Source organism: Canibacter oris (genome assembly GCF_014197205.1).
Taxonomy (GTDB): Bacteria; Actinomycetota; Actinomycetes; order Actinomycetales; family Microbacteriaceae; genus Canibacter; species Canibacter oris.
In genome coordinates, this window is the sequence record NZ_JACIFD010000003.1 from 118,989 (window position 1) to 138,779 (window position 19,791).

Consider the following 19,791-nt stretch of genomic DNA (forward strand, 5'->3'; position numbering starts at 1 on the left):
CGGCTTAAAGCCGCGGAAACCGCTTAAATGTGCGCTCTGCAGCGGTCACCGCTGCGCTGCTGAGTGGCGGAGCGAAAGGATCCAAGCGCAGCTGCTCTTTTTCGATTTTCCAGGTCGCGACCATTTTGCCGCGATACACCATCCCTCGCCGAAACACGCCATTATTTCCCGGCACTAACTGCTGATGTTCGGCAGCGCTGAGCAGCGTTAAGCGATCCTCGTACCCCAAAACAATCTCATCAAACCCCGGCAACAAGTGTGTCACCAGCGCAGCACTCTCCACCATGGCAACCTCATCACGCAACCCGGGCCGGCAGTAAAGTGGCTGACCCGCAGCATCTGTGCCCCAGGTTTCAACGGCTGCTCCAAGCTGCCCGAAGGCAGGTTTGATATCCCGCTGCGGCAGTTTGCTCCACCAAGCAAAATCTCGCAGGGTTGCAGGGCCATGACTGTGCAGGTAGCGCCGCAACAGTTCAGCTGTGGCACTGATTCTATCGCCGTTAAATTTTTGTTCCAAACCAGAGTTAGCAGGCAGCCAAGATGCTGCCAAAGCCAGATTATTATCACTCCCGTTGTGCGCCCCGTAAACTAAAACCCCGGTCTCGATAAGGTGACAAATGATGCCGTAACTAACGCCCTGAGAGGTATCTATCCCGTGGGCTTCCCAGTGCTCCCTGAGCTGCTGTCGTGAGACTCCGGGCAGTGGCGCTGATAGCTCAGTTTGCTGCTTTGTTAAGTCGGGTTCGAAATCCCGTTCCCGTTCCTTTAACAGCTCAATCGTGAGCACGGTGGCCTGATCCACCGTAGCCGGCTCGATGCGGCGTAAAACCAACGGCCGCACACACAAATCCCGAATCCATGCGGCGTCTGCTGCAGCTTGGCCAAAAACCGTGCCGCGCATCGGATAACCACGCACAATTTCACCGGCTCTAAAAGACTCCAAGACCCGCGCAATGCGCGGATCAATTTCCGCGTTCAAATTTTGCTGCCCGGCTGCCCATTCAGCACAGGCTACCGGGTCTAACCGCAGCGCGATTGAAGAAATAAGCCCCGGTAAATCCTGTCCCTGCATTGCCCCGTGTTGGGCTAGCACCGTTGCTGGCGTATCATGCTGCGGATCTGCCAGGCCTTGTGCCACCAGCCGTGCCCGCACTAACTCCCGTCGCTCTGCGTCGGTCTGCGGGGCTGAAAATCCAAGTGCCATCTGCTTTCTCCGTAGTGAATTGTCAGCTGTGCTGCTAGGAAGGATTAACTACGCAATAAGTCACACGGCTACAGCGTCATGTACCCTGAGCCCGCGCGGGGGCAGAATCTGCCGCCGCTTACTGCTCTGGGTCTGCGGGAAGCTGCGGGGAATCTGGGTTTGCCGGGTGCTCCGGAGCTTCGTGCTGTTTTTGCTCCGCGGCATTAGCTGCCGCTGCGATTTCTGCTGCAGTTTCCCGCATTACAAGGTCTTCTGGGTTGGGTTTCATGCTCAACCCCAGGAGGGCCAAAACCATCAGGGTCACGATAAACACCGAAATTGCTACGACCGGCACCAGCATCTGGAAGTCACGGGTTGCCCCACCGACCACGGCGGCCGCGAAAACAGCTAGCAGCGCAGAGAAGCCAACAAGCTCTACGGGCTTTAATTTATCGCGCTTTGAGGGCTCATGCCGGTTATTTTTTGTGTTCATAATCCTTGATGCGACCTTAGTTTTTAAGCTGTGCGGGTGCGGCGGTAGCGGCTGCGGTTTGTGCAGCACGGTTTTGCGGAGCCGCGGTGTCAATCGCAGCAATCACTCCGAAAACTCCCCACACGGTAGCGTAGGCGCCGTACCAACCAATTAATGCTATCTGGTCTGTGCCGGATAGTAGTAAACAGCAGGTGAGGATCACCGGCAGCACAGTTGCCAGTTTGCCGTCGCTAAACGCCCCGCTGTGATTTTTCTGCTGTAAGAAGGACCCGAGTTTAAGCACGCTGGTAACCGCCGCCCAGCCAATCATAATCCAACTAAAGCCGACCGCGGTATGCCCGATTTGCAGCAGCGCCGCGACCGCGCCGAGGTTGTTGATGCGCTGGAAGATCCCCCACATATGTGGTTTTTTGCCGGCGCTAAACCAGCCTGCCAAAGTCAGCACCAAGAGCCCCACCGCAACCACAGTGCGGTCAAAGACCAGCGAGCTGTGCAGAGTCGCGCTAAACAGGATAACCAGCGCTAAAACCAGGTGTAACACCGGCTCTAGCAGCAACAAGAATAGCCGCGGCCGCTGCGTCTGCGCTGCTCCAGCTGATAATGCTGACACTTTGTACCTTTCGTTCTGTGACTATTGTACCCCGCGCCGCTGGTAACCCTCGGCTGTGGCTATGCCATGTCTCTAAAGCGCGAGAACTGCCCCTGGAAAGCCACCGAGATTTCTCCTGTCGGGCCGTTACGCTGCTTCACCAGCAAGAACTGTGCCTCGCCGTAGCCTTCGTCGCCCTGCCCAGCTTCAAGGTTGCGGTGCAGCAAAATAATTTTGTCGGCGTCTTGCTCAATCGCGCCTGATTCTCGCAGGTCACTCATCTGTGGCCGCTTATCGGCACGCTGCTCTGCAGCACGGTTGAGCTGGCTGAGTGCAATCACCGGCACATCCAGTTCTTTCGCGAGCAGCTTCAACGAGCGGGAAAACTCGCTAACTTCTTGCTGGCGGCTTTCCACTCGTTTCCCGCTGGTGAGCAGCTGCAGATAGTCAATCACCACCGCGCCAAGCCCGGTTGCGCTCTGTTTCAAGCGGCGGCATTTCGCGCGAATCTCCACCAGGGTGAGGTTCGGGCTGTCATCGATGTACAGCGGTGCATCTGCCACGCGCGCCTGGGTATTAGCGAGAATCGGCCACTGTTGCGCGTCTAACTGTCCTTTCTGCAGCCGATCCATAAAAATTTCTGACTCTGCGGAGAGCAACCTGGTCGCGATTTCTTCGCGCCCCATCTCCAGCGAGAAGAAAATCGTCGGAATTTTCGCTCCTATTGCAGCCGCTCGCGCCACATCCAGGGCGAGGGTTGATTTGCCCATGCCGGGGCGTGCCGCGATCACAATCATCTGCCCGCCTTTAAACCCGTTGGTTTTTTCGTCGAGCTCGCGGAATCCTGTCGGCACTCCCATCGACCCTTCGGGGTTTGAGTGGGCATACTCAATCTGCTCGATTGCGCTCTGCACCGCATCAATCAGCGGCACATAATCCTCTGCTTTTTCATCACCCGCGACGGAGTAAATGTCTGCCTGCGCGCGGTTCACCATGTCTAGCGGCTCACCCTGCTGTGCAAAGCCCATCTGCACGATGCGGGTGCCGGCCTCAATCAGACGCCGCAGCACCGCTTTATCGTCAACGATTTCAGCGTAGTAGTCGGCGTTCGCGGCGGTCGGCACAATGCCAGGCAAGCTGTGCAGGTATTCTAGCCCGCCTGCGCGTTTTAGGCTGCCCTGTTTCACCAGATAGTCGCTGACGCTGATGACGTCTGTGGGGTCGCCCATCTGGTAGAGGCTGAGAATCGCGTCAAAAATAATCTCGTGCTTCGGGGCATAAAAATCGCGCCCCTTCAGCATTCCTGACACCACCGCGATGGCATCTTTTGACTGCAGCATGCCGCCGAGCACGCTCTGCTCCGCGAGGATATCGTGCGGCGGAGTGCGGTCGGTGGGGTTGTGCGGCATCGCGTCTTGCCAGGTGGCACTGGCGCTCGGCAGCGGGGCAGCATCGTAACTCGCTTCGTAACCTGCCGTCTCCTGCGGGTCATACGCCGGTTCGTGCGGTTCGAAAGGAGGTTCCTGTGGTGCTTGCACGCCGCTATCCTTTGTTAATTAAGTTGTCAGTATTTACGATTTGGGATTCAGTTTCACTGAGATTGAGATGCAATTTTGCTGTGGATCAGCTATCCCAGCTCTCTACTCTTAGCACACTCCATAAGCTGCCCGCACCCTGGGTTCACACAGCTAACAATAACCTGTGGAAAACTTTGTGGAGAACTTGTGCAAAGCGCCGTGTACTTTTCCACATTTATGCTTTTTTGCAGTGGATAACCGTGTGCGAAAAATATTTTTTTCGGCTCTGACCAGGTATTTTATTGGTTTCTACAAATTAAAACTTTCAACCTTCAACTTAAGGTTTAGAGTTGCTTTTCCCCATTGCTTGTGGATTACTTCCCGCCAACACCCGAAAAATAGCGCTAAATCGCGGTGTTATTAAGGGGGGGGGCAAAACCTCTAATAAGCTATAACCAGACACACCGCTTAACCAGAATATTTCGACCGGAAATATCACAGCTGCCGTCACCGCAAAGGAGCCACCGTGGCAAGCACCGGACCCCGCCTCAAGAGCCTTTACTTCAGCAACCTCGGCGACGCCGCCGGAACAAAACTGTTTGACACCGTAATCTCCCTCACCGTAGTGCTGCACCTCGGTTTCAGCGCCACCCAGCTGGGGTTGCTGAATTTTCTCGGGGCGCTGTCTTTTTTCTTACTCGCGGTGCCGGCGGGCATCATTGTCGATCGTATCGGCGCGGTGCCGGCGCTGCTCAGCAGTCTGCTGGCTAAAACCGTCTTTATCTTTGCTGTTTTAGCACTGTTTTATTACGACGCACTCAATGCCACAACCACACTTATCCTGGTTACTGTTTTGGGCGCACTGTCGCTTTTCACCGAGACTGCGCAAACGACCGTCGCCCCACTGCTGGTGCACGAGGAGCGGAAAATCGCTGATGTAGTGGCAAAACTAGCGGCTGCCGATCAGGTTATGTCAGTGGTGGTGCCGGTTGCGGGCGGCTTGCTGTTTGCGCTGAGCGGCAGTCTGGGCGGGCTCCTCACCGCTGCGGTGCTAGCGCTAATCGCTGCACTTGCTGCTTTGCGGTTGTGGCGGATCAGGGCACGCAGCACCGCTTCCCCGGCTCAGCCCGCCGCCGCGGGCGACTCTGCCGCCGCCACTGCCGTCGCTGCAGACGCGGCGCAGCTACAACCTGCCGGGGTGCTTGCCGGGTTTAAAGTTATTTTCCGTCATCGCCTGCTTTTGGCAACAACCCTGTTGGTGGCGGCTGGGAACATCGGCCTCGCTATCGGCGATACCCTCACTGATTTGCTGCTGCTGCGCTATATCGGGGTTTCACCTTTTGTTTACGGTTTACTGGAGGGAATTGGTGCAATTGCCGGAATTGTTGCCGCGCTGCTGAGCCCCCGCCTGCTAGATCGGCTCCCCACCAGCAGGATTTTCGGCTTCGGCGCCGTGGCGCAGGGCCTTATTGCCTGCCTCCCGCTTGTTGCCCTCACGGTGCCGGCGCTCAGCTATCCCGCGATGTTTTTACTGTCGGCCGGCTGGGCTTTTATCATCACTGTAACTAATATCGCCGGCAGCGCCTACGCCGCCCAGGTGGTGCCGCAGCAGGTGCTCGGGCGCTCAATCGGGGCCCGGCGGATGCTGACTATGGGTGCTGTGCCTTTTGCCGCGTTGGGCTCTGGTGTTTTAGCGGATTTGTTTGACCTCTGGGTGCCGCTGCTGCTGTGGCCAGCTATCACCCTGGCTGCGGCGCTGCTGTTCTTCCTGCTCACCCCGCCGCTGCAGCAAACCTCCCCGAGCGCCCCCTAGCAAACAGCCACTCAAGTCAGCTGAGGTGCTGCGTGCTGCAGGGCTGCCCAGCGAGTCTAGTTAGCATTAACCACTCGCTTTTAAGCCCGGCTGCGGTGCCACAAACCCGGCATCACAAACTGCCCCACCTCCTGCTCTGCAAAACAAAAGGGCCGGCCTCATAGAGACCGACCCTTTTGTTTAACGCCGCTTAGCGTGCAGAGATAACCTGCAGCACTACAGTTGCGTCTACACCCTCGTGCAGGTGCACGGTAACCTTGTGGTCACCGGTTGATTTGATGCTAGGCACGGTGATTTTGCGCTTGTCAACTTCACCAAGACCCTGCTCAGCAACCGCCTGTGCCACGTGTGCTGGGCGGATAGAGCCGAACAAACGACCGCCGGTGCCGGTTTTAACCTGCAGCTTGATCTTGTCAGCCTCAAGCTTCGCCTTCAGAGCCTGTGCTTCTTCTACAGACGCCAGTGCGCGAGCTGCGCGAGCCTTGCGGATCTGCTCAACCTGTGCTTCGCCGCCGCGGGTCCACATTACTGCGAAGCCCTGTGGCACCAGGTAGTTACGTGCATAACCGTTGCGTACCTCGACTACGTCGCCAGCTGAACCCAGCCCCTGTACCTCATTAGTGAGAATTACTTTAGCCATGATTCTGCTCCTTAACGGCCTGAGCCTGAGTATGGGAGCAGGGCCATTTCGCGAGCATTCTTAATTGCTTTCGCGATGAGGCGCTGTTCCTGTACTGACACACCGGTGATGCGACGTGAACGAATCTTGCCGCGCTCTGAAATGAACTTACGCAGGGTTGCGACGTCTTTATAGTCGATAACGCCTACGGTCTGCTTCTTTGCGGGAGCGAGTGGCTTTGCAGCCTTCCCGCGGCCCTTGCGGCTTGTGCCGCCTGCTTTGCCTGCCATTATTTGGTCTCTTTTCTTTCGGCCCTCACGGGGCAAATTTACGCTTTAGTTGCGGATCTTGCCGCAGCTATTTTTAGAACGGAATATCTTCGCCGAAGTCGCTATCGCTGGCTGCGGCTTCACCCCACGGAGCTGCTGGAGCAGCTGCTTGCGCCTGCGGCGGTGCGCCCCACGCAGACTGTGCCTGCGTCTGTGGCTGAGCACCTGTTGGTGCCGCACCGAATTGCCCTGCGCCACCGCGGTTTGCGCTGCGATTAACCTGCGCGGTAGCAAAACGCAGTGATGGCCCAATCTCATCAATCATGAGATCTAGGCTGGTGCGCTGCTGCCCCTGGTTATCGGTGTAGCTGCGAGAGCTCAAACGGCCCTGCACCACAACACGCATTCCCTTGGTCAGAGTGTTTGCGATATTCTCCGCAAAATCACCGAAAGCGGTGCACCCGAGCCACAGCGGCTCGCCGTCTACCCATTCCTGGGTGTTGCGGTCACGCACTCGCGGAGTAGAAGCAATACGAAGATTAACCCAGGGACGCCCTGAGTTTCCCATCCGCAGCTCAGGGTCAGCAACCACGTTGCCGACAACGGTGATCTGTGGTTCGTTCATTGCTTATGCGCCTGCTTTAGCTGCACGAGCTGCTTTCGCCTGCTCGCGACGGTTCTGCTCAGCCTTCTGTGCCATCAGCTCGTCGGTACGCAGCACCTTGGTGCGCATTACAGACTCTGACAGGTTCAGCTGACGATCAAGCTCAGCGGTTGCAGCAGGAGTTGCGGTGAAGTTCACTACAACGTAGATGCCTTCTGACTGCTTCTTGATTTCGTAAGCAAGGCGACGCTTGCCCCAGATGTCGACGCTCTCAACTGTGCCTTCAGCATCGGTCACAGCGGTGAGGAACTTCTCCATGCTGGCCTTAACGGTGCGCTCGTCGGTTTTTGGATCGAGGATCACCATTAGTTCATATGGATGCACTATTGACCCACCTCCTTCGGACTCTACGGCCACGGTCTCTCCGTGACAGGAGGGCAAATAATGTGCCACGCCGTCTGCATCTGTATACAGACAGCCTTTCAAGGCTACCAGGTTTTACAACTTACAGCAATAGTGAGGTGGGTGGATCCATCCGCCCACAACTGCTCACACTAGCGGCTACGTTCCGCGCGGCGCTTCTTAGCGGTGCTTAAATCCCGCAGTTGATTACCGTATCTTGCTGCATTACGGGAGCGTCCTCGTCGTGGCTGACAACAATTACTCTTTTAGTTTTGCTGTACTCACGAATCATGTCCCAGACTTGCATCCGTGCTGCTTTGTCTAACCCCGTGGTCGGCTCGTCGAGCAAAAGTAACTGCGCATCGCTCAAGAGTGTGCGCGCCAACACAATCCGCCGAGCCTCGCCACCAGAAACAGCAGCCTCATCGCCAGCAATAATCTCGTCCACGCGGTGACCCCCAGTCGCAAAATCAGCCAGCTGTAAGCACCGCAACGCGGAGTCAATTTGCGCAGATGAAATTTCTCTACCAAAACGGACATTTTCATGGGCGTTAGCGAAGAGCAAATTAGTTTCCTGCGGCAAATATGCTGTTGTGGTCACCGCCTCAATACCCGCCCTGCGCAATCCCAAAAATGTTTCCATTGTGGTCGTTTTACCAGCACCACTCTTCCCACGCAACCACACCAGCCCGACTGGCATCTCTACAGTTTCCGTTAACAATTTATGCGTTTCTATAACTGGCAATTCCCGGTCTCCCACACCGATTTCTCCTGCAATTTTGCGCTCAGCTTCGGAAAACTCAGAGACTGCACCAGCAATTGCTGAAAATCCAAACCCAAAATTCTGCAGTGGTTCAAGCATGGCAATCGCGATACCGGCGATTGTGACAGTGCTCGCCACCACTACCTGCAATTCAGGCGGCTGGAGCATCAAATTTAACGTCAGCATTACAAGCAATCCAAGAGCAAGCACCAACGCTTGCACTAGGTATAACTTCCGTGCTGCTTTATATGCCTTAATTCCACTGTCGTCTACGATTTTACGATCTTCTCGATAACGTGCTAATAAGTAAATTTCCTGGCGCAAAACTCGCGCCTCCCGCCACAGGGAAATACCGTTACCCAAAACTCCAAAACTTTTGAGTGACTTAGCGTACATTTCTGCCATTGCTGCCTGATGTTTTGCAATAAGACGTTTACTGCAGACGCCATAAACCACAATCGTCGCCACAAAAATAGTTGCGGTTGCTGGACTTGCAGTTACTCCCAGAATTATCGTCGCAATCACGAAATTACAACTTGCAGGTAATAGCCCCCACATAAGTGTGGAGTTTACCTCCCGCACGGCGTTTGATCGAGACTCCACAGCGTAAGAAAGCTCTGTGTCATTTTGTAAATAGCGAGCCGGGTTTTTACTCACTAACGCCTGTTGCAAACCTTCAACCATCATTTTGCTAAGCAACTTATGATCAAGCCAACCCAGCATTGGTAAAGTAATCTGCGAAGCACTGACTGACACAAACCACACCAGTGCATATATGCAAATTGTAAACATTAAAGTGTGCAATGCCGAATCAATCGCTGGAGCAGCTAGCGCCGCAGCAACTCCATACCCAAGTAACACCGGCACCAATACGGTTGCGCCAGCAGCCACTACCGCCGCAACCACGACAATAACAACCCGGTAGGGCGACAGGCTCCACAGTGAAGTAACAGTCAAGGCAATAAGTTTTTTCATAATGTTATCCAAACTGCAGCTCACCAATTGCTAACCTAACTGGTTCATCTAAAGTCATCAAATAGTGCAAAACACTGCTTTGTTGACCCCTATTTCCAAAGTAAAATTTATGCTCAGTGGTTCTGCCAGCAATCCAGCGCATAGCTGTATTTTCAGAATTTGCCGCTAGATATTCCTCCTGCAGAGCATCATAAAGCTTTCTGCCTAATAATGCTTATCTAGCAATCTCAGCGCGGGGCCTGACAAACACGTCGGTGAGCTGCACATCCGCACCGGCGTCTACCACAAACCGCACCGTGCGGGCGATGGATTCTGGCTGAATGTAAAGCTCCGCGTGATAGTTTTCTGCGGCGATCAAGCCCCGCAGCATCTGCGTGTCGGTGGGCCCTGGTGCGACAGTGGTGATCCGCACCCCGTGCTCCATTTCATCAAGCCGCAGACTATCTGTAAGGCCCTTCAACGCGTGTTTGCTGGCGGTGTACAGCGCAGTGTTTTTGTTGGCCCGCACACTCGCGCCGGAGCCGATAAAAATGGCGGTGCCGCGGCTGGCGCGCAGCTGCGGCAGAATCGCCTGCGTCACAAGCGCCGGGGCGACAACGTTCAGATTCAGCATCTGCTGCCACTGCGCGGCGGTTGCTGACTCCACGGTTTCGCTGTTGGCAATCGCCGCAGCGTGCACGACAACGTCTAGCCGCGGCAGGGCGCGCAGATACTCTAGCTGCTCGCTCGCGGTTTCGGGCTGCGTGGCGGCGGCGAGATCCACCTGCCACACCGTAACTCCCGAAAGCTTTGCGAGCGCAGCTAGTTTCTCAGCGTCGCGCCCCTGCGCAATCACGTCATGGGTGTGCAGCAGCTCCCGCACAATCGCAGTTCCCATGCCGCCGGTGGCTCCGGTTACTAGCGCAACGGGCTTGGTGCTCGCTGCCGGTGATACGGTGTTTGCTGTCATTTTTCGTCACCTTACTCTCTACAAGTTTTTGCGATCTTTTTGTGCGGTAGCGCCCACTAATGTGACACCAGTTATGCACGCCGCCATAGCCAGTGCGCGGCCCTCATCTATTCGCAGGGTGCCATCTCGGCGGCGTACCATTCGCGCAGTCGCGCGGTTGCTGCCTCTTTCCCGATTTCCCCCTCGTCGAGCCGCAGCTCCAGCAAGAATTTATATGCCGCACCAACTTCCCGACCCGGACGCAGCTGCAGCACCTGCATGATTTCTTCGCCGTTCAGCTCCGGTCGCACCGCTGCGAGTTCTTCGGCTGCGGCAAGTTCGGCGATCCGCTGCTCCAGCTGATCATAGGCGCGAGCCAGACGCTTCGCCTTTTTCTGGTTGCGAGTTGTAACATCGGCGCGGGTCAGAATGTGCAGCCGCTCCAGCAGCTCTCCGGCATCACGCACATAGCGCCGCACCGCAGAGTCTGTCCAGGCACCCTCGGTGTACCCGAAAAATCGCATATGCAGCTCCACCAGGCGCGCCACCTGTTTCACTGTGTCGTTGTCAAATCGCAGCTGCCGCAGCCGCTTCTTCACCAGCCGGGCACCGACCAGGTCGTGGTTGTAGAAGGTCACCGCACCGCCCTCAAACTTGCGGGTTGCGGGTTTGCCGATGTCGTGCAGCAGAGCAGCGAGTCGCAGCACCACATCTGGCGCGGTAACCTCCCCGGGCCGCCGCTGCAGTTCCAGCTCAATCGCCTGCGCCAGCACTGTCAGACTGTGTTCGTAAACGTCTTTGTGGCGCTGATGCTCATCTTGCGACTGTGTCAGAGCTGGCAGCTCCGGCAAAAACAGCTCACACAGCCCGGTGTCCACCAGCAGCCGCAGCCCCGGCAGCGGATCAGCGGCGCTTAATAATTTTGTAAATTCATCGCGGATCCGCTCAGCCGAGATAATCTCCAACCGTGGCGCGAACTCTTGCATTGCAGCAACCACCCGCGGCGCCACCGTGAACCCCAGCTGCGCCGCAAAGCGCGCCGCGCGCAGCATCCGCAGCGGGTCATCGGTGAAAGACTGTGCCGGAGTACCCGGGGTGTCTAGCACCCCCTGCAGCAAGTGCTCAAGACCCCCACCAACATCAACCAGACGCATCTCAGGCAGCATTAAAGCCAGGGCGTTCACGGTGAAGTCGCGGCGCTGCAAATCTGCGGTGATGGTGTCGCCGAAAGTGACTGCGGGCTTCCGGGAATCATCGCGGTAAATTTCTGCGCGGTAGGTGGTGATCTCTACGGTTTCCCCGTGCACCCGCGCGGCAATGGTGCCAAACTCCTGACCAACGCTCCAGATTTTTGCGCCCAGCTGCTCCAAAATTTGCCGGGTCTGCTCCGGCAGCGCGTTTGTTGTGAAGTCAAGATCTGTGACTTCGCGACCCAGCAGCGCGTCTCGCACCGGGCCACCAACCAAAGCCAGCTCGTAACCCGCGTTATGAAACGCTGTTGCGAGTGCCTGCACGGGTGCCGACCGGGTAATTTCAGTGAGTTCAGCCATAGCTGCCGCAATTGAACGCATTCTCTTAGGTTACCGCTCTAGACTTAAAGCATGCGCAATAACTTCGGCAGCAAAATTTTCGCGTTTCTCACAGCAACGATTCTGAGCACCAGCGCCCTCGGCTCCGCTCCAACTGCTGCCGCCCCCGCAGTCGCACCTACTGTCACACCCAAATTAGTTTCCTCCATTCCCGCCGCTGACGCAGTAGGTACACCACACCAGACCACCCCTGGCACTATCTCTGCCGCCATAAATCGCACCGCGCAGCAACTTGAAAAATCCGAGGCGCAGCCCGCGTCCGAGTTGCGCCTCACCGCGGCACCTACCACGCCGGTATTGACCGAAACCGCAACCTCTCTGACGCTCCGCGCAGAATTAGAAAACACCGGTGAAAGCACCAGTGAACCCGGAGTAATCAGTCTTTTTGTGGATCCGCAGCCCTATGTTTCACGTGAAACATTTGGTCGTGAGTTTCCCGCAACCGCATTGATGGTGGCGCAAAAAAGCGTGCCCGCGCTAAACAAAAAGGAAAAGTATCTTGCCGAGGCGACTATTTCGCTGGAACAACTAGCTGACCTCATCGCTGCACACCGCAGCGGCGGAAATGACACCACAAACGACGCCGCAGCAACCAGCGACTCCGCCCTCAGCAACGGAGTTTACCGAGTGCAGGCGCTTTACACCCCGCGCGCCGCCACCTTATTTACGCAACCCAACACTACCATCGACACCGACACAAACAGCAGCGACTCAAACAACACAGCCAATCCTGGCAGAGACAGTGCACGATCCTCTAACGCTGCGCGTGGCACAACCGCAAACTCCGGCACCGCAACCGCTACTGGCGAGACCAACGTTACGGACAATAATTTCATCCCGGTTGTGCCGCTACCACAATGGCAACCTGTGCCAAGCGGTGATCCACATCCCACTATCACCGACGCATACGTTAGCACGATCAACAATACTACAACCGACAGTGTGGCCTCTGACACTGCACAGCGCGCTGCAGCAAACGGTGTAATTCCGGGGGATACCGTGGGTGCAGTGATTACATTTGGAGCCGCCACACGCGATTCTTTTGCGGCTGCTACCACGGTGGTTTACACTGGCGGGAAAGATCCACTACCGCAAACCAAGCTCACCACTGTAGTGCCGCTAACTCTGCCTGAGCACGTTGAGACACTGCCGACCACCGAGCAGCTTGGCGAACTTTTTGCCCCTGAAACTCCGTTGGAGCAGCTGCTTGATTTTGCCCTGGAAAATCGTGCCACCGTGGCGATTGATCCCCGCATTATCGTGAGTATTCGTGCCGCCGGAGATACCGCTCCTGACAGCGCTAAAACTTTCCTACAACGCCTCAAGAGCCCCGCATTATCGAGCTTCCTCCTGCCTTACGCAGACAGCGACTTGGTGACGCAGCAACTGCTCGGACTACCACAACCACTGCAACCAACAGGGGTAACATTTGCGCTGCACGAATCAGCACAGATACCGAATGCTGCCATAACCGGCAACGCCACAGAAACCACCGCGGCCAATCAGAACACCGACCCTGCTGCAGGCGCGCAACTGAGCTATGAGCAATTGGCGGCCTGGGATACCACCGCCCCCGCGACTGTATGGTTCAACCCCGGGACAACCAGCAAACGCACCCTCGCCGCTGCACACAGCGCCCAGGCAAACCGGGTGATTCTGAATAGCGCTGATCTGCAGCAACACTCCGGTGGGCCGCGAGTCACCCTGCAGGACACCGAGTTTAATGCTTTGGTGGGATCTACGACCCTCGCCACCGCTGCCCAGCAAATTAGCTTTAACTCACCTGACAGCGTGACCGCGCAGGCAGCTTTTGCTAACCTCTACACCGAGCTTGTACACAGCGGTGAGGTGGTGCTACTGGCTGATCGTAGCCTCTCGAACGCGAATATGCGCACCGTGCGGATGTTGCAGGCAATCCACGACACTAGTTTCGTTACAGCAGTTCCGGCAGGGCAGCTAACCGGCGGCACCGCAACTTTGCAAGACGATATCAGCCCCGCAGCTGCCGCGGCTTTCGAAATACACAAGCCTTTGTTGCAGGCCGCTCTTAAAAACGAAAAAACCGTGCTGCACAATGCCCCAGCGCTGACGCAGCCACAAAAGTTAATTGACTACCAGCGGAGTCGTCTGCTACAGCTTTTTAACACCGCCCACCTCGGCTCCTCTGCCAACAAAGTAGCTGCTTTCGAAACTCTTGCAGCCGCCTATCAGGACCGGGACACTGCTTTGCGCAGCAGTATTCAGATTCTGGCGCCGCAGCGCACCCAAATCCTTGGAGTGGAAGCAAAATTGCCGCTGCAGATTCGCAATAGTTTGCCGTTCGCAATAAATGTGTTACTGCAATTAGAGAGTGGATCAGACACTCTCAGCGTGACCCAGCAAGAGTTTAAAGATTTAACAGTTGAATCCGGCGACACCATCACCGTGCTTGCACCGGTGCACAGTAACACTGGTGCTGGAGCTGGCAGCGTTATCACGCATCTTTTAACCGCGGATGGTGCTCACAACCTAACCACCGAAACTTTTAGCCTCGGAATTGCCAGCTATGTTGAAACGATCGGACTAGCGGCAATGGGTTTTGCTGTTGCTGTGCTGCTAGCAGTTTGGCTCCGGCGCCTGCTTCAAAAGTCCAGGGCTGCTACTGCGGGACCACAATAATTACAACAGCAAGCGTCACATCCGCAGACACCACGACAGAGAGAACGTCAACAGCCGGTACTAACAGCCAACACCACGACAATCTCTAATTCGCCATCTAAAGGACGCAGCTGCAGCCGTTCGGCTGCCCCTGAAACTGTCCGCAGCTGATTTGGGAATACAGCTGACAGAGATAGGGTTATACCTATACGAAAGATTTGCAAGGAGTATTGATGCACAATGTAGCTATTATCGGATCTGGTCCTGCTGCGCTGACTGCCGCTATTTACACCGCTCGCGCGGGGCTGCAGCCAGTGTTGTTCGCAAGCTCAGTCTCTCCTGGCGGTGAGCTCATGAACACCACCGAGGTGGAGAACTTCCCGGGTTTTCCGGAGGGCATTCAAGGTCCTGATTTGATGGCAAAAATCCAGGAGCAAGCTGAAAAATTCGGCACCGAAGTGCGATATGAAGACGTCACCGAGTTGTCACTTGACGGTGCTGAGAAAGTTATCACCACCGCCGCTGGCGGTGAGCACCGTGCTCGCACTGTTATTTTTGCTACTGGATCAGCCTACCGTAAGCTCAATGTTCCTGGCGAAGAACAACTGTCTGGCCACGGTATCTCATGGTGCGCCACCTGCGACGGATTCTTCTTCCGCGACAAGACTATCGCGGTAGTTGGTGGCGGCGACTCAGCAATGGAGGAAGCAACCTTCCTGACTCGTTTCGCGAAAAAAGTTTACGTCATCCACCGCCGTGATTCGCTGCGGGCCTCAAAGATTATGCAGCAACGTGCTTTTGACAACGAAAAAATTGAATTCATTTGGAACAGCGAGGTTACTGAGGTGCTCGGCGAAGGTGAAATCACCGGCGTAAAACTACATAACCTGCAAACCGATGAAACCTCGGAGATGGAGCTTGAGGGCTTGTTCGTAGCAATCGGAAACGACCCTCGCACCCACCTCGTGCACGATAAATTAGAGCTTACTGCTGAGGGCACTATCGCGGTTCACGGCCGCTCCTCGCGCACCAGCGTCACGGGTGTTTTTGCTGCTGGTGACGTTATCGACCCGAGCTACCGGCAGGCAATCACTGCAGCTGCTAGCGGCTGCGTTGCTGCGCTTGATGCCGAACACTACCTTGCTTCGCTTGAAGACGCGGCCTAAACACCGTGCGTCGCTGCAGCACAGCATAAACAAAGCAAAACCACAAAAAACTTTAATTTTGGCGATTTTCATGTCGCGTTTAAGAAAGGGATAAATATGTCTAAGGTTCTAAACATTTCTGAGGCGGAGTTCCAGCAGGAAGTTCTGGAGAGCGAACTGCCAGTGCTGGTTGATTTCTGGGCAGCATGGTGCGGACCATGCCGCGCAGTGGCTCCGGTGCTTGATGAAATCGCGGCTGATCAGGACGGCAAGCTCCGCGTAGTGAAGGTTAACGTTGACGAAAATCCGAACCTGGCTGCACAGTACCGCATTACCTCCATTCCAGCCATGAAGGTTTTCAAGGGTGGTCACGAGGTGCACGAAATCATTGGTGCTATGCCAAAGCCAATGATCGAGCAGCAACTGGCACGCGTGCTGTAACCCACAAGTAAGTTCTAACCCGGGCAAGTTTTTGAATTAAAAAGCAAAACCCATAATAAACCTTAATCCCCCGACAGATTATTCTTGTCGGGGGATTTTATTTACCTCAAGTCCGGGCACATATTTGCGGGAACAGGAGATGCTTCTTGAAGATGCGGTTCTAGAGGTAAAACAACTCTATGTTTCACGTGAAACATAGTTTCGCCAACTACTATTCCGTGTGATGTTTCACGTGAAACATTTTAACTTATGCGCCCTTAAACCCAGAGTCGCCCATCTCTTCCAGGATTCGATTAAGGTCTGCGATTGTGGCGAACTCAAACACTACCTGACCTTTTTTTGCGCCAAGTTTAATGTTCACACGAGTATCAAAACGATCACCTAAGCGCTCTGCTATCTCATCTAGCAGCTGCCGGCGCCCGCCTGCGCGTGGCATCTGCCGTTTCTTTGTCGGTTGCTCTTTGGCAGCTGCTTCTGCCTCACGTACATTCAAACCAAGATTTACAATCTTATCTGCAAACTTTTCCATCGCTGCAGTATCTTCCCCCACAGCAAGAATTGCACGGGCGTGCCCAGCAGATAATACGCCCGCAGCAACACGCATTTGCACTTTTTCTGGCAACTTCAGCAAGCGAATAGTATTACTAATCTGTGACCGGCTTCGCCCAATCCGTGCAGCAAGCTGATCCTGTGTGATTTGGAAATCATCCATGAGCTGCTGATAGGCGCTAGCTTCCTCAAGCGGATTCAAATCAGCACGGTGCAGGTTCTCAAGCAGCGCGTCTCGCAGCATGTCTTCGTCTGCGGTACTTCGGATAATCACCGGAATTGTTTCTAAACCGGCTAGCCCGCTTGCCCTAAAGCGGCGCTCACCCATGATAATTTCGTATTTTTCTCCACCAGGTTGCAATTCGATTTCACGCACCACAATAGGCTGAAATACACCGAACTCTTTAATGCTGTGGATTAACTCCTGCAGTGCCTCCTGTTCGAATTCCTTACGTGGGTTCACCCGGTTAGGAATAATTTGCTGCAGTGGCAACTCTGCAAAAACCGCCCCAGGCACTTCGCGCAATTCAGCACCTGTTGCATTCTCATTCACCTCTGCACCTCGGCTAACCTCGGCACCTCCGATAGCTGCTCTACCAAGTGCGGCCGCATTTTTTGCATTTGCCCCTGAAAAAGTGGCCTCACCAGCGCCCGTCTGCGGGGAGTTTAGCAGTGCCCCAAGGGGATTTATCGTTGAGCTCTTTTTTTGCCCGCTAGAAGCGATTTTAGAGCTTTTTGCATTTCCAGATTCTGTTTTTTCCAGGTTTTCGCTCTGATTTTGCGAATTTTCCTGCTGCTGCACCGCCACTGGGAAGAACACATCAACCGGTCTATCCTGTGCAGTTGAAACCTGTGGAATTAAGGCTCCAATGCCACGGCCAAGACCACTGCGTTTTTTCGAAGCCATTATTTTTCCCCTTCTGATTTTTCCTGCTGCCACTGTCCAGCAAATCTTGCTGCGATTTCATGCGCAGCTTCTAAATAAGCAATTGAACCAATATTACTTGCATCATGCGCTAAAACTGTCTGCCCAAAGCTAGGCGCCTCAGCGATCCGCACAGATCTAGGAATTACTGCCTCTAAAGTCTGCTCAGGGAAATGCGTGCGCACCTCATTGGAAACTTCCATCGCCAGCTTAGTTCGCCCAGTAAACATCGTCAACAAAATAGTGCTAAGCTCCAAGCGCGGATTTAAGTGCTGCCGAATCAACTGAATATTATTAATCAACTGACTCAGCCCCTCAAGTGCGTAATACTCACACTGAATCGGAATCAAAACCTCTTGCGCCGCAACAAAAGCATTCAGCGTCAACAACCCCAACGAAGGAGGACAATCAATTAAAACGTAGTGGAAAGGCTCCGGAACCTGCGCTAAAAAATCACGCAAAGCATACTGCAGCCGTCGCTCACGATTATCTGCCGCAACAAGTTCAATCTCCGCACCAGCTAGATTAATCGTAGATGGCAAGCAATAGATATTTTCATGATCGGTGCTTTGCTGCACCACCTCAGCAATAGTGTTTTCTCCTAGCAGCACCTCATATACACTGTCTACTTCTGCGGTGTGTGGCACTCCTAAAGCGGTTGAGGCGTTGCCCTGCGGATCAATATCAATCACCAACACCCGAGCGCCGCGCCGCGCCAAAGCACCCGCCAAATTCACCGTTGTAGTGGTTTTTCCAACCCCACCTTTTTGATTTGAAACAGTAATGACCCGTGGGGCATAAGGCAACGGCGTCTCTAGTTTCGCAAGCCGTTGTTTTCTGCGTATTTTATCGGCAACCTCATTGGCCAGTGGCGTGCTGCTCACAATTACCTCTCAAAGTTATTAACCTTGTTTACTACCTTAGTATTCTTCCGCTGCTCTTACTCTCACGTCATCATCGATTCCGCTCATAGCGGACTAAATTTACTGCTAAGCAGCAATTTCACCACGGAATACTCGCGTTGGCTCCGTCAGCCCTTCACCAAGAACCGAAACACTATAATTAACCACCCGATGTTTCTTCAAAACCTTTGCGGCGGTAATTATTTCATCATGCACGCCAGCACCCTTTAGGAAAAGCATTTTCCCGCCTGGCACAAGCAAAGGAGCAGTCCACGGTACTAGTTTCTTTAGCGCGGTCACCGCTCGGGCGGTGACCTGATCCACCTCAAAAGCGCCGTGATACTCCTCCACGCGCCCACGCAAAACCTCAGCGTTATCAAGCCCCAGACGCTCTACTTGCTCCTGCAACCAAGCACAGCGACGCTCCATCGGTTCAATCAAGCGAATCGCGACATCCGGGCGCATCGCAGCAAGCACAATGCCCGGGAAACCTCCGCCACTGCCAATATCAGCGAGTTTACTGTTAGGCTCCAAAAGCGGTGCTAACAGACCTGAATTAATGATGTGCCTCGTCCACAACCGTGCCGGCTCATGGGGGCCAATCAATCCGAGAGTTTCGCCACGGTCAAACAAGTCAGCAGCAAAATCCCGTAGTTTATCAGCGTTATCACCTGCAAATTCATCTAAAAATTCCGGTTCCGGCTCACGCACCACAACCTGCTGTGTCTCTTTAGTGCTCATTTGCCCTCCCGTATAATTACTACCTACTGAGTTTATCGATTTTCTGCTGTCTAAAGTTGGGGATTAGCTCATTTTGTTCATAACCATCTTTCCCACTGTGACACAGCAGCATAAATGTTTCACGTGAAACAAAGCAGGACGCTTCCACCCGAAGCGCCCTGCTTTGTTAATCTCTATTTAAGCCGCCGTTACCACTAAGCGACGAGCTTTGCCCTCACCGTGTGAAGCTGATTTATAACCGCGTTCTGCAACATAATCATGCACCAGTTTCCGCTCGTAAGAGCTCATAGAAGGTAACTGCACCGCATCTTTTCCAGCCGCTAGCTGTGCAATCGCTGCGTCGACCTCTCGCAGCAACTCTGCTTCACGAGCCTCCCGCGATCCACCAACATCCAACAGTAACCGTGAAAACTCACCCGTTTGCTGCTGCACCGCAAGACGACTCAGGTCTTGCAAAGCCTGCACTACCTGGGCTGTGCCAAGTCGGTTCAGATCTTCACCGCCACCGGTTACAGTAACCGTAGCGCGTCCGTTTTTAACGCCAAGATCGAGATCACCATCGAGATCAGCAATATCTAATAGCCCCTCAATGTAATCAGCAGCTAAATCGCCCTCGCGTTCCAGCGCGGCAAGATCAGGACCGGTGGTGTTCATTATTTCTTACCTCCCTGTTTTTTAGCACGCTTTGCGCTCATCGGCTGCTGTCA

Annotated in this window: 19 protein-coding genes; 4 read left to right on the top strand and 15 right to left on the bottom strand. The window is 54.6% G+C overall.

Going from position 1 to position 19,791, the window contains the following annotated elements; translation table 11 throughout:
* Positions 1-4: 4 nt before the first annotated feature.
* The 4 genes from F5897_RS02135 to dnaB form a co-directional block, all read right to left on the bottom strand.
* A complete protein-coding gene (locus F5897_RS02135) occupies positions 5-1,204 on the bottom strand; it encodes a winged helix DNA-binding domain-containing protein (protein ID WP_183304309.1) in 1,200 nt (399 codons plus the stop codon).
* A gap of 118 nt (positions 1,205-1,322) precedes the next feature.
* Positions 1,323-1,676, bottom strand: coding sequence for a hypothetical protein (locus F5897_RS02140; protein WP_183304310.1), 354 nt, complete (start codon positions 1,674-1,676; stop codon positions 1,323-1,325).
* A 16-nt stretch (positions 1,677-1,692) separates the two neighbouring features.
* Positions 1,693-2,286: a hypothetical protein gene (locus F5897_RS02145; RefSeq protein WP_183304311.1), complete on the bottom strand. Its 594-nt coding sequence runs from the start codon at positions 2,284-2,286 to the stop codon at positions 1,693-1,695.
* A 59-nt stretch (positions 2,287-2,345) separates the two neighbouring features.
* Positions 2,346-3,674, bottom strand: a complete 1,329-nt coding sequence (gene dnaB / locus F5897_RS02150; protein ID WP_124824840.1) for a replicative DNA helicase — start codon at positions 3,672-3,674, stop codon at positions 2,346-2,348.
* A 634-nt stretch (positions 3,675-4,308) separates the two neighbouring features.
* On the opposite strand from dnaB, the gene F5897_RS02155 reads away from it, so the two are divergent.
* Entirely contained in the window at positions 4,309-5,595 is a 1,287-nt protein-coding gene (locus tag F5897_RS02155) for an MFS transporter (protein WP_183304312.1), read from the top strand.
* A 190-nt stretch (positions 5,596-5,785) separates the two neighbouring features.
* On the opposite strand, the gene rplI is transcribed toward F5897_RS02155, so the two are convergent.
* The 7 genes from rplI to F5897_RS02190 form a co-directional block, all read right to left on the bottom strand.
* Positions 5,786-6,235, bottom strand: coding sequence for a 50S ribosomal protein L9 (rplI, locus tag F5897_RS02160; protein ID WP_124824631.1), 450 nt, complete (start codon positions 6,233-6,235; stop codon positions 5,786-5,788).
* A gap of 11 nt (positions 6,236-6,246) precedes the next feature.
* Positions 6,247-6,504 (bottom strand): 30S ribosomal protein S18, encoded by a 258-nt coding sequence (gene rpsR, locus F5897_RS02165; protein ID WP_183304313.1) that lies wholly within the window; start codon positions 6,502-6,504, stop codon positions 6,247-6,249.
* Between the two features lie 73 nt (positions 6,505-6,577).
* Positions 6,578-7,108: a single-stranded DNA-binding protein gene (ssb, locus tag F5897_RS02170; RefSeq protein ID WP_124824633.1), complete on the bottom strand. Its 531-nt coding sequence runs from the start codon at positions 7,106-7,108 to the stop codon at positions 6,578-6,580.
* Positions 7,109-7,111: 3 nt separating this feature from the next.
* Positions 7,112-7,471: a 30S ribosomal protein S6 gene (rpsF, locus tag F5897_RS02175; RefSeq protein ID WP_233574354.1), complete on the bottom strand. Its 360-nt coding sequence runs from the start codon at positions 7,469-7,471 to the stop codon at positions 7,112-7,114.
* A gap of 208 nt (positions 7,472-7,679) precedes the next feature.
* A complete protein-coding gene (locus F5897_RS07920; protein WP_183304314.1) occupies positions 7,680-9,209 on the bottom strand; it encodes an ATP-binding cassette domain-containing protein in 1,530 nt (509 codons plus the stop codon).
* A gap of 232 nt (positions 9,210-9,441) precedes the next feature.
* The gene (locus tag F5897_RS02185; RefSeq protein WP_183304315.1) at positions 9,442-10,176 is read right to left on the bottom strand and encodes an SDR family oxidoreductase; all 735 of its coding nucleotides are present in this window, start codon (positions 10,174-10,176) and stop codon (positions 9,442-9,444) included.
* 107 nt (positions 10,177-10,283) lie between these two features.
* Positions 10,284-11,726, bottom strand: coding sequence for a CCA tRNA nucleotidyltransferase (locus tag F5897_RS02190; RefSeq protein ID WP_183304316.1), 1,443 nt, complete (start codon positions 11,724-11,726; stop codon positions 10,284-10,286).
* Positions 11,727-11,756: 30 nt separating this feature from the next.
* On the opposite strand from F5897_RS02190, the gene F5897_RS02195 reads away from it, so the two are divergent.
* The 3 genes from F5897_RS02195 (at position 11,757) to trxA (ending at position 15,967) form a co-directional block, all read left to right on the top strand.
* Positions 11,757-14,402, top strand: a complete 2,646-nt coding sequence (locus tag F5897_RS02195) for a DUF6049 family protein (protein WP_183304317.1) — start codon at positions 11,757-11,759, stop codon at positions 14,400-14,402.
* A gap of 212 nt (positions 14,403-14,614) precedes the next feature.
* On the top strand, positions 14,615-15,547 hold the full coding sequence (gene trxB / locus F5897_RS02200; protein WP_124824638.1) for a thioredoxin-disulfide reductase: 933 nt from the start codon (positions 14,615-14,617) through the stop codon (positions 15,545-15,547).
* A 96-nt stretch (positions 15,548-15,643) separates the two neighbouring features.
* Positions 15,644-15,967, top strand: a complete 324-nt coding sequence (trxA, locus tag F5897_RS02205; RefSeq protein ID WP_124824639.1) for a thioredoxin — start codon at positions 15,644-15,646, stop codon at positions 15,965-15,967.
* A gap of 247 nt (positions 15,968-16,214) precedes the next feature.
* Here trxA and F5897_RS02210 read toward each other — a convergent pair whose 3' ends face one another.
* From F5897_RS02210 to F5897_RS02225, 4 genes are all read right to left on the bottom strand, one after another.
* Positions 16,215-17,423, bottom strand: a complete 1,209-nt coding sequence (locus F5897_RS02210) for a ParB/RepB/Spo0J family partition protein (RefSeq protein ID WP_183304318.1) — start codon at positions 17,421-17,423, stop codon at positions 16,215-16,217.
* Positions 17,423-18,325 carry a ParA family protein gene (locus F5897_RS02215; RefSeq protein ID WP_343048749.1) on the bottom strand — a complete coding sequence of 301 codons (903 nt, stop codon included), beginning with the start codon at positions 18,323-18,325 and terminating at the stop codon, positions 17,423-17,425. Before F5897_RS02215 ends, F5897_RS02210 begins: the two co-directional genes overlap by 1 nt.
* Before the next feature lie 105 nt (positions 18,326-18,430).
* On the bottom strand, positions 18,431-19,084 hold the full coding sequence (rsmG, locus tag F5897_RS02220) for a 16S rRNA (guanine(527)-N(7))-methyltransferase RsmG (protein WP_124824642.1): 654 nt from the start codon (positions 19,082-19,084) through the stop codon (positions 18,431-18,433).
* A 177-nt stretch (positions 19,085-19,261) separates the two neighbouring features.
* Positions 19,262-19,738, bottom strand: coding sequence for a Jag family protein (locus F5897_RS02225; protein WP_124824643.1), 477 nt, complete (start codon positions 19,736-19,738; stop codon positions 19,262-19,264).
* Positions 19,739-19,791 lie beyond the last annotated feature (53 nt).

Bases quoted from the DNA above. Each gene is read 5' to 3' on its own strand.
- dnaB (WP_124824840.1), bottom strand. From the start codon at position 3,674: ATGCCGCACAACCCCACCGACCGCACTCCGCCGCACGATATCCTCGCG.
- F5897_RS02190 (WP_183304316.1), bottom strand. From the start codon at position 11,726: ATGCGTTCAATTGCGGCAGCTATGGCTGAACTCACTGAAATTACCCGG.
- trxB (WP_124824638.1), top strand. From the start codon at position 14,615: ATGCACAATGTAGCTATTATCGGATCTGGTCCTGCTGCGCTGACTGCC.
- rplI (WP_124824631.1), bottom strand. From the start codon at position 6,235: ATGGCTAAAGTAATTCTCACTAATGAGGTACAGGGGCTGGGTTCAGCT.
- trxA (WP_124824639.1), top strand. From the start codon at position 15,644: ATGTCTAAGGTTCTAAACATTTCTGAGGCGGAGTTCCAGCAGGAAGTT.
- F5897_RS02195 (WP_183304317.1), top strand. From the start codon at position 11,757: ATGCGCAATAACTTCGGCAGCAAAATTTTCGCGTTTCTCACAGCAACG.
- ssb (WP_124824633.1), bottom strand. From the start codon at position 7,108: ATGAACGAACCACAGATCACCGTTGTCGGCAACGTGGTTGCTGACCCT.
- F5897_RS02140 (WP_183304310.1), bottom strand. From the start codon at position 1,676: ATGAACACAAAAAATAACCGGCATGAGCCCTCAAAGCGCGATAAATTA.
- rsmG (WP_124824642.1), bottom strand. From the start codon at position 19,084: ATGAGCACTAAAGAGACACAGCAGGTTGTGGTGCGTGAGCCGGAACCG.
- F5897_RS02135 (WP_183304309.1), bottom strand. From the start codon at position 1,204: ATGGCACTTGGATTTTCAGCCCCGCAGACCGACGCAGAGCGACGGGAG.
- rpsR (WP_183304313.1), bottom strand. From the start codon at position 6,504: ATGGCAGGCAAAGCAGGCGGCACAAGCCGCAAGGGCCGCGGGAAGGCT.
- F5897_RS02185 (WP_183304315.1), bottom strand. From the start codon at position 10,176: ATGACAGCAAACACCGTATCACCGGCAGCGAGCACCAAGCCCGTTGCG.
- F5897_RS02225 (WP_124824643.1), bottom strand. From the start codon at position 19,738: ATGAACACCACCGGTCCTGATCTTGCCGCGCTGGAACGCGAGGGCGAT.
- F5897_RS02210 (WP_183304318.1), bottom strand. From the start codon at position 17,423: ATGGCTTCGAAAAAACGCAGTGGTCTTGGCCGTGGCATTGGAGCCTTA.